13 protein-coding genes are annotated in these 13,341 nt (G+C 48.5%); 3 read left to right on the top strand and 10 right to left on the bottom strand.

Annotation, left to right across the window (positions count from 1 at the left end; translation table 11 throughout):
* Position 1 precedes the first annotated feature (1 nt).
* The 7 genes from secG to VD907_01670 all read right to left on the bottom strand — a co-directional run bounded on the left by secG (position 2) and on the right by VD907_01670 (position 5,443).
* Positions 2-226 (bottom strand): preprotein translocase subunit SecG, encoded by a 225-nt coding sequence (gene secG / locus VD907_01700; GenBank protein HYG83572.1) that lies wholly within the window; start codon positions 224-226, stop codon positions 2-4.
* Positions 227-610, bottom strand: a complete 384-nt coding sequence (locus VD907_01695) for a phage holin family protein (protein HYG83571.1) — start codon at positions 608-610, stop codon at positions 227-229.
* A 22-nt stretch (positions 611-632) separates the two neighbouring features.
* Positions 633-1,841, bottom strand: a complete 1,209-nt coding sequence (locus tag VD907_01690; protein HYG83570.1) for a Xaa-Pro aminopeptidase — start codon at positions 1,839-1,841, stop codon at positions 633-635.
* Between the two features lie 48 nt (positions 1,842-1,889).
* The gene (locus VD907_01685) at positions 1,890-3,383 is read right to left on the bottom strand and encodes an excinuclease ABC subunit UvrC (protein HYG83569.1); all 1,494 of its coding nucleotides are present in this window, start codon (positions 3,381-3,383) and stop codon (positions 1,890-1,892) included.
* A 104-nt stretch (positions 3,384-3,487) separates the two neighbouring features.
* Positions 3,488-3,853, bottom strand: a complete 366-nt coding sequence (locus VD907_01680; protein ID HYG83568.1) for a hypothetical protein — start codon at positions 3,851-3,853, stop codon at positions 3,488-3,490.
* Positions 3,854-3,993: 140 nt separating this feature from the next.
* Positions 3,994-4,479, bottom strand: coding sequence for a hypothetical protein (locus VD907_01675; protein ID HYG83567.1), 486 nt, complete (start codon positions 4,477-4,479; stop codon positions 3,994-3,996).
* Between the two features lie 79 nt (positions 4,480-4,558).
* Positions 4,559-5,443 carry a rhodanese-related sulfurtransferase gene (locus tag VD907_01670; protein ID HYG83566.1) on the bottom strand — a complete coding sequence of 295 codons (885 nt, stop codon included), beginning with the start codon at positions 5,441-5,443 and terminating at the stop codon, positions 4,559-4,561.
* A gap of 263 nt (positions 5,444-5,706) precedes the next feature.
* Between VD907_01670 and VD907_01665 the strand changes: the two genes are divergently transcribed.
* The gene (locus VD907_01665; GenBank protein HYG83565.1) at positions 5,707-7,491 is read left to right on the top strand and encodes an ABC transporter ATP-binding protein; all 1,785 of its coding nucleotides are present in this window, start codon (positions 5,707-5,709) and stop codon (positions 7,489-7,491) included.
* 73 nt (positions 7,492-7,564) lie between these two features.
* On the opposite strand, the gene VD907_01660 is transcribed toward VD907_01665, so the two are convergent.
* On the bottom strand, positions 7,565-8,275 hold the full coding sequence (locus tag VD907_01660; GenBank protein ID HYG83564.1) for a 50S ribosomal protein L25: 711 nt from the start codon (positions 8,273-8,275) through the stop codon (positions 7,565-7,567).
* Positions 8,276-8,347: 72 nt separating this feature from the next.
* On the opposite strand from VD907_01660, the gene VD907_01655 reads away from it, so the two are divergent.
* Entirely contained in the window at positions 8,348-9,034 is a 687-nt protein-coding gene (locus VD907_01655) for a VTT domain-containing protein (GenBank protein ID HYG83563.1), read from the top strand.
* A 154-nt stretch (positions 9,035-9,188) separates the two neighbouring features.
* Here VD907_01655 and VD907_01650 read toward each other — a convergent pair whose 3' ends face one another.
* Complete coding sequence (locus VD907_01650) at positions 9,189-9,767, bottom strand: hypothetical protein (GenBank protein HYG83562.1); 579 nt, start codon at positions 9,765-9,767, stop codon at positions 9,189-9,191.
* 227 nt (positions 9,768-9,994) lie between these two features.
* On the opposite strand from VD907_01650, the gene VD907_01645 reads away from it, so the two are divergent.
* Positions 9,995-10,507 carry a hypothetical protein gene (locus VD907_01645; GenBank protein ID HYG83561.1) on the top strand — a complete coding sequence of 171 codons (513 nt, stop codon included), beginning with the start codon at positions 9,995-9,997 and terminating at the stop codon, positions 10,505-10,507.
* A 2-nt stretch (positions 10,508-10,509) separates the two neighbouring features.
* Here VD907_01645 and uvrA read toward each other — a convergent pair whose 3' ends face one another.
* The gene (uvrA, locus tag VD907_01640) at positions 10,510-13,323 is read right to left on the bottom strand and encodes an excinuclease ABC subunit UvrA (protein HYG83560.1); all 2,814 of its coding nucleotides are present in this window, start codon (positions 13,321-13,323) and stop codon (positions 10,510-10,512) included.
* Positions 13,324-13,341 lie beyond the last annotated feature (18 nt).

The following is a 13,341-nucleotide window of genomic DNA, read 5'->3' as shown; positions in this document are numbered from 1 at the left end:
CTTACGCGAGTAACAACCCTGCTAAGAGTGACAGCACAAAAATAACCGACATAACGATTGTTGCTTCGAACAAGCTTTTATCGATACCGCGACGAGTGGTAAAAAATTCGCCCGAACTGCCAAATCCGGCACCCAAGCTCGCTCCTTGGGTCTGCAAAAGAATAAAAAGTATCATTAAAACTGCCGATACGGCCGTTACACCCTGTAAAATTGCTGTAATATCCATTTAAAACTCCTTCGCTTTACGTAGTTCAAGCAGCCCGCTCAATACGTAATTTATTAAACTCAATATAATACCAGTAAATACCGCCGCCCAAAATGAAATTTCGAAGCCAGGCACCAATAGCAGTGAAATATAGACCAAAAAACCATTGACAATAAGGGTAAATAAGCCCAATGTCAGTAGAATTGCCGGCAACGATAGTATTATTATAATCGGTTTTAGCAGTGTATTGACAATTGAAATGACAAAACCGGCCACAAAGAACATGCCAATCGCGCCAGGTTCATCGTAATTTGCGCCGAATAGGCCTAAAAGCCGTAGCGACAGCCAAAGACCAAATGAACTTAATAGCCACCGCAGCAAAAAAACGAAAAATTGTTTTCTCATAATTTACCCTTCATTATACCACCTAACCTATGCTCGTCGAAAGTTTTGCGCTTAAGTTTACCGGGCCGTCTTCGCTAATATAGATATCGTCTTCAATTCGCACGCCGATTCCTTCTTGACGGCTATAAATTCCCGGCTCTACCGTTATAACCATACCAACCTGAAAATACGCCTGCGCGCCCATACTATCATGAACGTCCAACCCCAGCCCATGACCAACCGCATGAGGAAAATAGGTATAAAAAGCATCGCGATCGCCAGGCTCCATAAGCTTAAGATCAACTAACGCCCGCTCCATAATAGCATCGGCTCGTTCGCGGTAATCTGAAAGCGGCATGCCAGGCTGGCATAACTGTATGATCTCTTTTTGAGCTTCGCGGGTGGCATCGTGAATGTCACGCTGGCGCTTGGTTGGATCGCCCGTAACGTAGGTGCGCGTAATATCGGCAGCGTAGTGTCCGTAGCTGGCGCCGACATCCATTAGTAACAGCTGGCGCTTCTTTAGCGGCTGGTTATTCTTCTCATAATGCAGCGTACAGGCTCTTGATCCGCCAGCGATAATTGGTAAGTAAGCGTGGTGGCAACCTTGTCGACGGAATGTATGGCTAAAATCAGCTTCAACTTCAAATTCATGGCGATAATTTTGTAGTTGGCGGCGCACTTTTTCAAAGCCTTCAAGTGTGATCTTTACGGCTCTTTTAATAGCCTCGAGCTCGAGTGGCTGCTTGATACTACGGATGGTAGCCAACTCCTGGCGACAATCTTGCACGCTATTAAAATGCCGCTCAAGCAGTTGCCGGAATTCGCGCGGTGCTGGGTTTGGTACCAACCCGTGCGTCGGGGGCTGATCGCAAGTATATACCAAGCTGTGCGTTCGGGCCATTTGCCGCAAGATACTCAGCGACGCCGTTTGATCAATGATGTCATCGATCCCGCTGATTGCTACTGCTTCTTCGGCCGTTAAGCAACCACCAAATAATTCTTGTTCACGGCTAATAGTCGGCTGCACTAACCAAGCCTTTCCACGCTTGCCATCAATAATTACCTGCCAGCCTGGTTCGTTTATCCCGGTGAGATACCAAAAATTAGATTCTTGCTCAAAACTTTGACCAATATCATTGATCCGCTGCAGCTGCACATATCCTGTAAGCGCGATAGCAGCACCCCGCAACCTTTCAATGGCCCGCTGACGGTTACCGGCAAAAAAAGATGGTGGGAAGTGTCGGTTCATTCTGTACTAGGCTAGCACATAACATTGGCTGAATGCCAGTATTCGCAGCTATTTTGTGCCCGCAAGCCAATCAATAATCCGCTTGGCTTGACGCTGGCCAACTACCGCAATAATTTGTTCCGGCTTGGCGGTTTTTATACCACGAACGCTGCCAAAAGCCGTCACTATTTTTTTACGCGTTGCCGGCCCAACACCAGGAATGTCGTCTAGTAAACTCTTGGTAGCACCTTGGCGTTTTAGAGTAGAATGATAGCTCACGGCAAAGCGGTGGCTTTCATTCCGAATTCGCTGTAGCAGCTTCACAATATGCGAGTCTTTTGGCAAACGAATTACGAAAAAATCATCACTCTCACCAACAAACGTGCCCACCGGCAGGCTATCGCTCTGGCGCACAAACTCAACGTTCGAGCGTGTTTTATGGACAATAATTTCTTCTTCACGTTTGGCCAGTCCAATCGCAGGAATAGTTAGCGATTTTTCTTCTAGGGCCCGGAGGGCGGCGTCGAGCTGTCCTTTCCCACCATCAATCAGCAGCAAATCAGGCGTCGGCCAATCGAGGTGGCGGCCACTAAAGCGCCGGCTGAGTGTTTCGTGCATATGGGCAAAGTCGTTATTGCCCGGTAGGCGCATTTTGAACTTGCGGTATTCAGCTTTATCGGCCAGTCCATTTGTGGCCACCACCATACTGGCAACGTTATTGGTGCCGCTCATGTGCGAAATATCGTAGCCTTCAATCCGGCGAGGAATTTGCGACAAGTGCAATAATTCCTGCAGCCCAACCAAAGCCTGATCTTTACTAATATCCAAGAATTCCGCATCGCCAAACATAATGCGTCGCTGTAGTTCTTTAAGGTTATTGAGCTTGTTGCGTAGTGCAGCGGCTAGCTCAAAGTTATGCTCGGTGGCGGCGTTTTTCATGTCGCGTTCGAGTTCTTGCATCAAGGCCTTGCGCTCGCCCTTCAAATACCGAATTAACTTGCGCAAACTTTGCTTATAATCGCTCGAGGATACTTTTTGCTCCTCTACGCCAGGACATAACCCAATATGATACTGTAGACACACCCGTTTGGGCATAACAGCATGGGTAGAATACGGAAACACTTTCCGTAAATATTGCAGCGCTTTTCGCACTGCCGCCGCATTATAGTAGGGTCCGTAGTAATCAGCGCCGTCATCAGCTGGGCCTCGAGTGAAACTAACGTAAGGGTAGGCATCCTTCATGTTTATACGAACAAACAACTGACTTTTGTCGTCGCGCAGCAAAATATTAAAACGGGGCTTGTAGCGCTTGACCATCTCGCTTTCTAAAAACAGGGCGTCGATTTCGGATTCGGTGGTAATCCAGTCGGTGTCGTTAATTTCAGCCACCAGAGCCAGGGTTTTGATATCCATGTCGCGTTTGCTCTGGAAGTACTGCCGCACTCGATTTTTAAGCACCGCCGCTTTGCCAACGTAAATAATCTCACCGGTTTTTGACTTATGAAAATAAACGCCCGGTGAGCGCGGAAGAGTTTTTAATTTTTCTTGTAGTTTTTCGTTCACTAGTAAGTATTATACAAATAAAAATGCCCCGATGGGCGAAGAATCTGGGATGTGCCTCTGAACTTCGCGGCGGAAGTTCAGAGGCTATCCGACGAACGAGTGCGCTACTCACTGGTGCTGTTGTCGCGATAGCAGGTAAATACGACAGTACGACCATTCACTTCGACAGTGAAATCAGCCACATCCTGTAAGGCCTCGCTTGGTTGCCACGGCGCGTCAGCCGCGAGGCGCTTGGCGGCCCTATAGGCCAGTTTGGCGGTGGCGTCATCCAGTTCTAGCTTGTCGAACAGCGGACAAGTCATATGGCCATCACTCACACTGGCGCGAACGCCATTGACCGTCTGGATGACCGGCTCGGGGCCGCTGGGCTCTTCTGAAGTGAAGAGCTTGAGCAGCTGCGCCGCCACAGTAGCCAGAACCAAACAAGCCATCAAAAAGACAGCCGTTGCCAAACCACGAGTGCGCTGCATGACGTACCCCTTTCGACGTAAAAACGAAGGTTCGATCGGATATTTAGTACAATATCATGAATTTTGCTTTTTGTAAACCACGTCACAATGGTCATAATATGAGCACCCCCACAGTTCGGAGTGAACTGTGGGGGGTGTTGCTAAAGGGGCTTATGACAGCTAAGCGTCAGCTGCCATCCCGCGTAGTTGATCGTTACGTCGGCTTCGCGCGGCCCAGCCGGCCCAGGCACGAAACTAACATGATTTGCTTCGGCAGTCGCGAGCGCCAGCACCTCCAGAGCCGCTTGCACGCCGAATTCCGGCAGTTGGGGCGAAGTGGGAAGCTGGCAGAACATCGTGCCCTGCCGCACCTGCACGATGCGTCGCCCGAGGAGGGTCAACCCTGTATCGGCTTTTGCCCACTCAATGCCCATGGTGGACAGTCGGACGGCGCCGGCCGTGTTGGGGGTGAATCCCTCCATTCGAAGTTCTCCCACGAAGGCCATTTCGGCTGCGGAAGAGCTCGTGTGCGTTGCCGTTGGCGCTCCGGCAATTCTGGCCGGTTCGTGACTGAACGCAAACAGAACAATCGCGAGCGGCAATAGCGCCAGGGCGGCCAACGAGTGACGCCAGGTCCAACGGGACACGTTTCTCCTTCTCAACAAACGGTCAAAAACTGACTAAATTATTATAACATAATACTTTTATAAAGTAAATATCGTGCGCTTACACAGTCAGGGCGAGCTTGCAAGCCTCCGAACAAACATCGGTCGTTTGCTTGCAATTCTCACAGAGCAAGATCAAGTTGTTACATGCTTTATTAGCACAATTTTCGTAATTACTGGTGCTTGCGCCGCAATGCACACATTCACCAATATCTTTTGCATGATCCGAAAACTTTTGGTTCATCCGGCCATCAAACACATACAACGAACCTTCCCATAGGCCGTCGTCGCCAAATTTCTCGCCGTAACGCACAATGCCGCCATCAATCTGGTAAACATCTTTGAAACCACGCTTTTTCATCATGCTGCTCAGCACTTCACAGCGGATGCCGCCGGTGCAGTAAGTCACCACGGGCTTGTCTTTGATGGCGTCGTATTTTGGATCTTCAAGTTCTTTTTTGAAGTCACGGGTCGTGCGAACATCGGGCACGATGGCGTTCTTAAACTTTCCAACCGCCGCCTCATACGCGTTGCGGCCGTCAAAAAACACCACGTCATCGCCATATTTTTCCACCAGTTCGTGGACTTGCTCGGGCGTAATGTGCTGGCCACCACCAACCACCCCTTTTTCGTTTACTTCAATTTCATCGGCTGCGTCAAAAGCGACAATTTCAGAGCGAACCTTCACGCTTAAGCGGGGGAAATCATCGCGCGAGCCGTCGCTCCACTTAAAGTCAATCCCTTTAAACGCCGGGTGGCTTTTTGTGCTTTTAACATATCTTTTTAAATCTTCAATATCACCGCCCACCGTACCGTTCAAGCCGTGCTTCGAAATTAAAATTCGGCCTTTCAGATTAAGGGATTCACCCAAGGTCTTTTGCCACAGCTTAATCGCCTCTGGGTCGGCCAGCGGGGTAAATTTGTAATACAATAAGATTTTTTGCATCAGACAAAAGTATAGCAAATCGTTAATAATTTGTATATCACGATAAGATATTGCCTGACAGGACTTTTTGTGCCGTCCGTGCCTATAATTCAGATTGCAGTTCAGGCTTCAATCTGTTATGGTAGAAGCAATATGGCTTCATTTTCTCTACAGCCCACTATTCTTGGCATGACTCTAGTGTGCGTCTAAAAGCGCCTGCTTCACTAGTCTTCTGCACATACACCTAATAACAAACCAGTAACAATAATCAAAAAGGATCCTCTATGAAAGAGCGTCGTGTCAAAGACACCTTAAAACTTTTTTGGGAACATGCCCGAGCATATCCGGGATACATTGCGGGTATTTTTACCAGCGTTCCCCTTACGCTATTAATTCAACAATTTATTCCGCCATTAATCGTGGCCGGCATTCTCGACCGCTTAAGCAAAGGCCAGTTCGACAGTGGCGACTTGTGGGGTAGTTTTGGTAATGACATCCTGCTCTACGCCGTGCTGGTACTAGTTGGTAACGCCATAGCTTGGCGAGTGGTGATCTTGCTCATCTGGAAACTCGAGCTGTTGGTGGCCCGCGACCTATCGCAGCGCATCTTTAAACACCTCATGAAGCAGAGTGCGAGTTTTCATGCTAATAACTTTGGTGGCTCGCTGGTGTCGCAAAGCACCAAGCTGGTCAGTGCTTACGTTCGGTTTGCCGATACTACTGTCTTTAATATGACAACACTGATCATGGCCTTCGCCATTACCATCATTATTTTGCTCCCCAAGGCGCCGTTATATGTGGCTGCCCTGCTGGTGTTTTCAGCTATTTTTATGGTCAGCGCCTTCTTTATTACCAAGCCGGTTCGTAAGCTGCACGCCGAAGAAGCCTCGGCCTCGAGCGCTCAAACCGGCATGCTCGCTGATAGCTTAACCAACGTGATGGCAGTCAAAAGTTTTGCCAGTGGCAATATTGAAGCCGAAACGTACGCTAATGCGACCGAAAAAACTCGCCAAGCCGGCCTAAAAGTTATGCGAGCCGTCAGCAAACGCGACACAATCTTTGGTACCATTAACGGTTCGATCATGGCCGTTTCACTTACGATTGCGATTGCCAGCGTGGTGATTTTTAAAAACGGCGACATCGCCACCGTGTTTTTGATCTTGAACTACACCGGCAACCTCACCAATCGGCTGTGGGAATTCAGCACCAGCACCTTGCGGCAATACAATCGCGCCTTTGGCGATGCCAGGGATATGGTGGATATTATTGCTACCGACCCGGCTGTTCAAGACACCCCGTCACCCGAAGTGTCGCGCATTAAAGATGGCGCTATCAACTTTGAGAACATCACTTTTGCCCACGCTGATTCAAAAGATGATATTCTGTTCACCGATTTCTCACTGAAGATCGCCGCCGGTGAAAAAATTGGTCTGGTTGGCCACTCGGGTTCGGGTAAAACAACCTTGACTCGCTTGCTCTTGAGATTTTCCGATCTTGATAAAGGGAGGATCTTGATCGACGGGCAAGACATCGCCAAGATCACCCAAGATGATCTCCGCAGTGCGATCGCTTACGTACCACAAGAACCGCTACTCTTTCACCGCAGTATTCGCGAAAACATTGCCTATGGCAACCCTAGCGCCACCGAAGAACAGCTTGTTGCGGCGGCCAAAAAGGCTCATGCTCACGAGTTTATCTCCCGCTTACCACAAGGCTACGACACTACCGTTGGTGAACGGGGTATAAAATTAAGCGGCGGCCAGCGCCAACGAATTGTGATCGCTCGGGCAATACTAAAAAACGCCCCGATCCTGGTGCTCGATGAAGCCACTAGTGCCCTCGATAGCGAAAGCGAAAAGCTCATCCAAGCCGCCCTGTGGGAGTTAATGAAAGACAGAACCGCCATTGTCATTGCCCACCGTTTAAGTACGATTCAAAAAATGGATCGGATTGTTGTGCTCAATAACGGCACTATTGCGGAAGAAGGCTCGCACAAAGCGCTCATAAACCAAAAGGGCATCTACGCTAGTTTGTGGGAACACCAGTCGGGTGGTTTTATTGAAGAGTGACCCTTAGTTTATATAGTAAATCAGGCGCTACCGTATGATAGCGCCTGAATCTTTACTCTAACCTTAGTGGCTATTAGTCTTTTGCAGGCTGGTTTTGCTGCTTGCCACCGGGTTGATCCTCGGCAGCTTGAGTGTCTTGCGGGGTATCTTCGCCATTTTCGGCAGCAACGTCCGCCGCATCTTCGCCGTCACCAGCTAATGAATCGTTGGCTCGCTGTAAGGCGCCTGGCTCATACACAGTGGCGATTGCTAGCTCTGGATCAGCCGCTAACTCAACACCTTCAGGCAGCGTAATATCGGCCACCGTTAGTTTTTGCCCGGCTTCCGCAAGGTTCTCAATTGAAACCTCAAGTGCTTCAGGAATCGCTGCCGGCCGCGAGCTCACTTCAAGCGCTGTCACTGCTTGCAGCACAACCAAGCCAGCTCGTTCAGCCGGGCTCTCGCCGGCACCAACTAGCCGCACCGGTACTTCGGCGGTAACGGTTTCGTTTTGTTTTACCGCATGAAAAGTCACGTTTTGAATAGTGAAGTGCACCGGATCAAGCGCCACATCTTTAATAAGGGCTAGTTTTTTCTTTCCATCAATCGTAAGATGCACCGGATGGTTTTTGCCAGCTAATCGAATGGCTTTTTGCACCGCTAACAGTGGGCCCTGAACTGGCGTGGCTTTCATGCTGTGGCCATAAATTACCCCAGGCACTTGGCCATCGGCCCGCAGCCGAGCAACCTTTTTACCAATCACCGTGCGTTTTTCGAGCGTCAACGTAACTTCATTGCTTGTCATATAAGGACTCTCCTTCAGTACGTTAGTTTGTCTTTCTATTATAACCTATCGTTCCATGGTAAAATAAAGAGCATGATTCCAGGATTTGAACTCGTACAATTTATTACTGTGTTTGGCGTGCTTGGCGTAGCGGCAATCGTATTTGCAGAATCCGGTCTTTTGATCGGTTTCTTTTTGCCGGGCGATAGCCTGCTATTTACTGCCGGCTTTTTGGCGCACGAAGGCGTGCTTAATATAAATATTCATGCCTTGGTGGCAATTTTATTTGTAGCTGCCGCCTTGGGCGATAGTGTGGGCTACACTTTTGGCAAGCGGGTAGGGCCTAAGATTTTTCGGCGTCCCGATTCGCTGCTCTTTAAAAAGGAAAATGTTGAAAAAGCCGCTGAATTTTATGAAAAACATGGCCCTAAAACGATCGTTATTGCCCGTTTTATTCCGGTAGTGCGAACTTTCGCACCAATTGTTGCCGGTATTAGCAAAATGAACTACAAACAGTTCTTGCTTTTTAACCTGGTGGGAGCGCTGCTTTGGGCAGTAGGTTTAACCTATCTTGGTTATTACGCCGGCGCGTGGTTTGAATCACAGGGCCTTGAAGTCGATCACTACCTCTTGCCTATCATCGCGCTTATTATTTTGATTTCAGTGCTGCCGCCAATCATTCACATCCTGAAGGATGCCTCCCGCCGCAAGGCCATTGTGCAAGCTTCAAAAAATGTCTTGAAAAAGAAAAGCCGCGCTACCGACAAAACAAATCGGTAGCGCTTCCCCGAAAAGCCTACCCCGACTACTGCGTTCTTCCTCGGCCCAATTCGCCTGTCTGTGACCTTATTTTTTGTTCTAGGATATATACCTAAGCCTAATCGCTGCGATACCAGCTAATTCAGCGCAGACGCACAGCTATTGATACGTCTTACTAATAATCTTCTTTGTTTATTTCGCGCTGTACGAGTTCACGGAGCACTTCGGCTTTGGTTTTGCCAGACTTGAACGATGCCCAGCGAAGATAGTTATAAATCGCACGATCGATAAAGAAATTGAACCGCATATCCTTGGTTTCAATGGTGTTATCTTGCAAGAATTTGGCAATAATTTCTTGAAGATTGTCATTGGTGTATTTTTCGGAATAAAGAAAATCCGAGCTCAAGCCAGTATAAAACTCACCGCCGCCCGCTGACTTGCGCTTCAAGACCAGCACTGGTTTCTTTTGCTGCAACGCCATTGCCACCAAGTAACCAGTCGAAAAGCTGGGCGAGGAGGCTTCAGCAATGACGACGTCCGCCTTCGCCAGTGCATTCATGTTGTCATCGTGCAGCTTTTTCCAGTCAATTTCTTTATTTTTATCGCTATCATTCGAGTTAGTTTGTTCTTCTGCTTGCTTTACCCAGTCGAGTGTATAGGTGTGGCCAAGGTCGCAGACAATACGGTTTATACGGCTAAAGTATTTTAGATCATCTTCAAGATTACTACGTGTAGCGATAAAGTGTACTAACATAATTATCCTAATTATATCACTTCGGAGTTAAAAAGCCAAATTGTCGCCTGCAAACGGCGACAACGAACACTTTAAACAACAATAGTACTAATAAAAACGGCGGATTCACTTTACTTTCACCCCCTACCTGTGGCATAATTTCAAAACCATACGCACCTACACCTATTATGCGTATATCATTAACCAATGTTGCTTCGGCGGCTTATGCACATATGGAGGAATGACAGATGTATACAGTTCAGGTGAGCGGTAACTTTCTTAACCACCGGGACATATTGATTAAAATTGAACATCAGCTACACAGTGTTGATATTCAGCGGCCTCACATCTATACCACGACCGACCAAATAGTAACACCCGAGGACCATTATAAGGCAATGGTCGACCTCTACAATGGCATTGCTAGTTGTGCTTTTCATATCATTTATTGTGGCGATAGCGTCGACGAAGCCACCTGCAACCAACTACTATACGCTATGCTCAAGTACCGGCCGGTGATTATCATCGGGAAACCTCGTTTCGAAAGAAATGTTGGTTTCTACGCAAAATCAATCATTAAATCTAAATTAAATAAATTTTATCCCACTAACCTACCGGAACTCGAACAAGAAGAGTTCCGGTATTTATATAAAAAGCTTCCTACCCGGGTTGATTATCAGCTGACGCACACTCAGCAGGTACTAATTCGATCGCGGGTTAAGGCGCAGCTCCACGAACTGTTCATGCAAACTAAGCGCTAAAGCTACAGCAAGGCCTGTAAGTAGCGGCCGGTGTAGGACTGCTTGTTCGATGCAATGTCTTCAGGCGTTCCTTCGGCAACAACCGTACCGCCGTTTAGGCCGCCTTCTGGACCCATATCGATCACGTGATCGGCGCTTTTTACGACATCGAGGTTGTGTTCGATTATCACCATGCTATTTCCAGCAGTTACCAAGGCCTGGAGCACATGCAATAGACGCTTGACGTCAGCCGAGTGTAAGCCAGTGGTGGGCTCATCAAGAATGTATAAGGTTTTACCAGTGGCGCGCCGACTTAGCTCGGTGGCCAGTTTTATACGCTGCGCTTCACCACCGCTAAAAGTGGTGGCTGGCTGCCCCAAAGTAATGTAACCTAAGCCGACCTCAACTAAAGTATCGAGCTTGCGGGCAATGGCTGGGACATTCTTAAAGAATTCAGCCGCCTGCTCAATGGTCATACTTAACACGTCAGCAATTGTTTTTTCTTTATATTTAATTTCGAGTGCCTCACGGTTATAGCGTTTGCCCTTACATTCTTCACAGGTAACATACACGTCTGGCAAAAAATGCATTTCAATTTTTATCACACCATCGCCCTGACAATTTTCACAGCGGCCACCTTTGACGTTAAAGCTAAAACGACCAGCTTTGTAGCCTCGGATGTTAGCTTCGGGAGTAGTTGCAAATAATTCACGAATCGGCGTAAATACCCCGGTGTAAGTTGCTGGGTTTGAGCGCGGCGTTCGGCCAATTGGCGATTGGTCAATAACAATTACTTTATCGAGTTGGTCTAATCCTTCAATATTTTCGTGTTTACCGGCGACTTCGTGCGCCCGGTGCAGACGAGCCGCGAGTTCTTTGGCTAAAATGTCATTAACCAAAGTAGACTTACCCGAACCACTCACGCCACTAACTACCGTCATGACGCCTAGCGGGAAAGCAACATCAATATTCTTTAAGTTGTGTTCTGCCGCGCCGCGAATTACCAGCTTTCGCTTGGCGTTAATCGTGCGCCGCTTTTTAGGCACGGCGATCTTTTCAGTGCCGCTTAGGAACTTACCCGTAATACTATTTGGGTTTTGCGCGACTTCTGCCGGAGTGCCAGCTGCAATCACCTGGCCGCCGTGAATACCCGCACCAGGACCAATATCCAGCAAGTAGTCCGCCTCGCGGATGGTGTCTTCATCGTGCTCAACTACCAAAACGGTATTGCCAATGTCACGCAAATGTTTAAGGGTGGCGATTAATCGGTCGTTATCGCGCTGATGCAGGCCAATGCTTGGCTCGTCGAGCACATACAGCACGCCTTGGAGGCCAGAACCAATTTGGGTAGCGAGGCGAATCCGTTGCGCCTCCCCGCCGCTCAGGGTGTTAGCGGCCCGGGCAAGTTCAAGGTAGGTTAAGCCAACATCGTGCATAAAGCCAAGCCGAGCGGTAATTTCGCGGACGATCTGGCGAGAAATGAACAGTTCTTGCTCGGTAAATGATAGTTTATTCTTAAACATATCAAGCGCGTCATTAACACTCAGGCCGCAAATATCCATAATATTAAAGCCGTGTATCGTAACCGCCAGCACTACTGGCTTTAGGCGAGCTCCACCACAAGCATGACACTTTTTCTCGCGCATAAAGCGTTCGATGTCGCGGCGCATAAATTCGCTATCGGTTTCCTTGTGGCGTCGCTCAAGGTTGGGCACCACGCCTTCATAGGCGGTATCGAAATACCGTCCACCGCCTAAACTTACCCGGTACTTCTGACTGCCTGTTCCATACAAAATTTTCTGCAGCGTATCGTCATCGAACTCTTTTACGGGCGTATGAATGCTAAAACCGTTAGCTTCGCCGACCGCCGCCAGCTTTTTCATGTACCAAGCATCGCTGTTGACACGGTTATAGGGTCGGATGGCACCTTCGGCAATGGTGAGGTTAGGGTTAAATACTAACTCAGGATCGACCTCGAGTCGTGAGCCGAGGCCCGTACAGACCGGACAGGCCCCATGCGGTGCGTTAAAGCTAAACAGCCGCGGTTCAAGCTCGGGAATCATTTCATTTGGGTGATCGATACAGGCGTAGCGCTGGCTATAAGTGTGGAGTGAGTTGTCATCGGCCTCAAGCACTTCAACTGTACCCTCGGCAATTTCAAGCGCTTGCTCTACCGATTGCGTGATTCGGCTGGCAGAATCGGGACTGCTGACCACTCGATCGACCACAAGTTCAATACTGTGTTTATATTTTTTATCGAGCTGCGGCCATTCGTCGAGCGCGTAAATCACGCCGTCAACTCGGGCCCGGGCAAAACCAGCCCGCTGGTATTGTTCCGGAACATGAGCAAATTCGCCCTTTTTATCTTTGACAATTGGGGCTAAGATCATCAAGCGACTGCCTTCGGGGAACTTCAGTACTTCATCAACAATTGCTTGGGGTGTGCGACGGTTAACTTCTTTACCGCAGATTGGGCAGTGCGGCACGCCAATTCGAGCGTATAAAAGACGCAAATAGTCGTAAATTTCGGTCACTGTTGCTACGGTAGAACGTGGGTTGCGGCTAGTGGATTTTTGATCAATACTAATTGCCGGACTTAAGCCGTCGATCTGATCGACATCCGGTTTCTCCATTAGTCCTAAGAATTGCCGCGCATAGCTGCTTAAACTTTCGACGTAACGCCGCTGGCCTTCGGCATAAATAGTATCAAACGCAAGCGAAGATTTACCAGAGCCTGATAGTCCGGTAATTACCACCAATTTGTCACGTGGAATCTCAACGCTAATATCTTTTAAGTTGTGTTCGCGTGCACCTGTAACTTTGATAACCTCTGGCATAACACCTTAGTATAGCAT

Source organism: Verrucomicrobiia bacterium, from assembly GCA_035629335.1.
GTDB lineage: Bacteria > Patescibacteriota > Saccharimonadia > Saccharimonadales > Saccharimonadaceae > DASUUR01.
This window is presented reverse-complemented; position numbering and strand designations above follow the sequence as displayed.

Bases quoted from the DNA above. Each gene is read 5' to 3' on its own strand.
- VD907_01690 (HYG83570.1), bottom strand. From the start codon at position 1,841: ATGAACCGACACTTCCCACCATCTTTTTTTGCCGGTAACCGTCAGCGG.
- uvrA (HYG83560.1), bottom strand. From the start codon at position 13,323: ATGCCAGAGGTTATCAAAGTTACAGGTGCACGCGAACACAACTTAAAA.
- secG (HYG83572.1), bottom strand. From the start codon at position 226: ATGGATATTACAGCAATTTTACAGGGTGTAACGGCCGTATCGGCAGTT.
- VD907_01695 (HYG83571.1), bottom strand. From the start codon at position 610: ATGAGAAAACAATTTTTCGTTTTTTTGCTGCGGTGGCTATTAAGTTCA.
- VD907_01660 (HYG83564.1), bottom strand. From the start codon at position 8,275: ATGACAAGCAATGAAGTTACGTTGACGCTCGAAAAACGCACGGTGATT.
- VD907_01665 (HYG83565.1), top strand. From the start codon at position 5,707: ATGAAAGAGCGTCGTGTCAAAGACACCTTAAAACTTTTTTGGGAACAT.
- VD907_01655 (HYG83563.1), top strand. From the start codon at position 8,348: ATGATTCCAGGATTTGAACTCGTACAATTTATTACTGTGTTTGGCGTG.
- VD907_01650 (HYG83562.1), bottom strand. From the start codon at position 9,767: ATGTTAGTACACTTTATCGCTACACGTAGTAATCTTGAAGATGATCTA.
- VD907_01645 (HYG83561.1), top strand. From the start codon at position 9,995: ATGTATACAGTTCAGGTGAGCGGTAACTTTCTTAACCACCGGGACATA.
- VD907_01670 (HYG83566.1), bottom strand. From the start codon at position 5,443: ATGCAAAAAATCTTATTGTATTACAAATTTACCCCGCTGGCCGACCCA.
- VD907_01680 (HYG83568.1), bottom strand. From the start codon at position 3,853: ATGCAGCGCACTCGTGGTTTGGCAACGGCTGTCTTTTTGATGGCTTGT.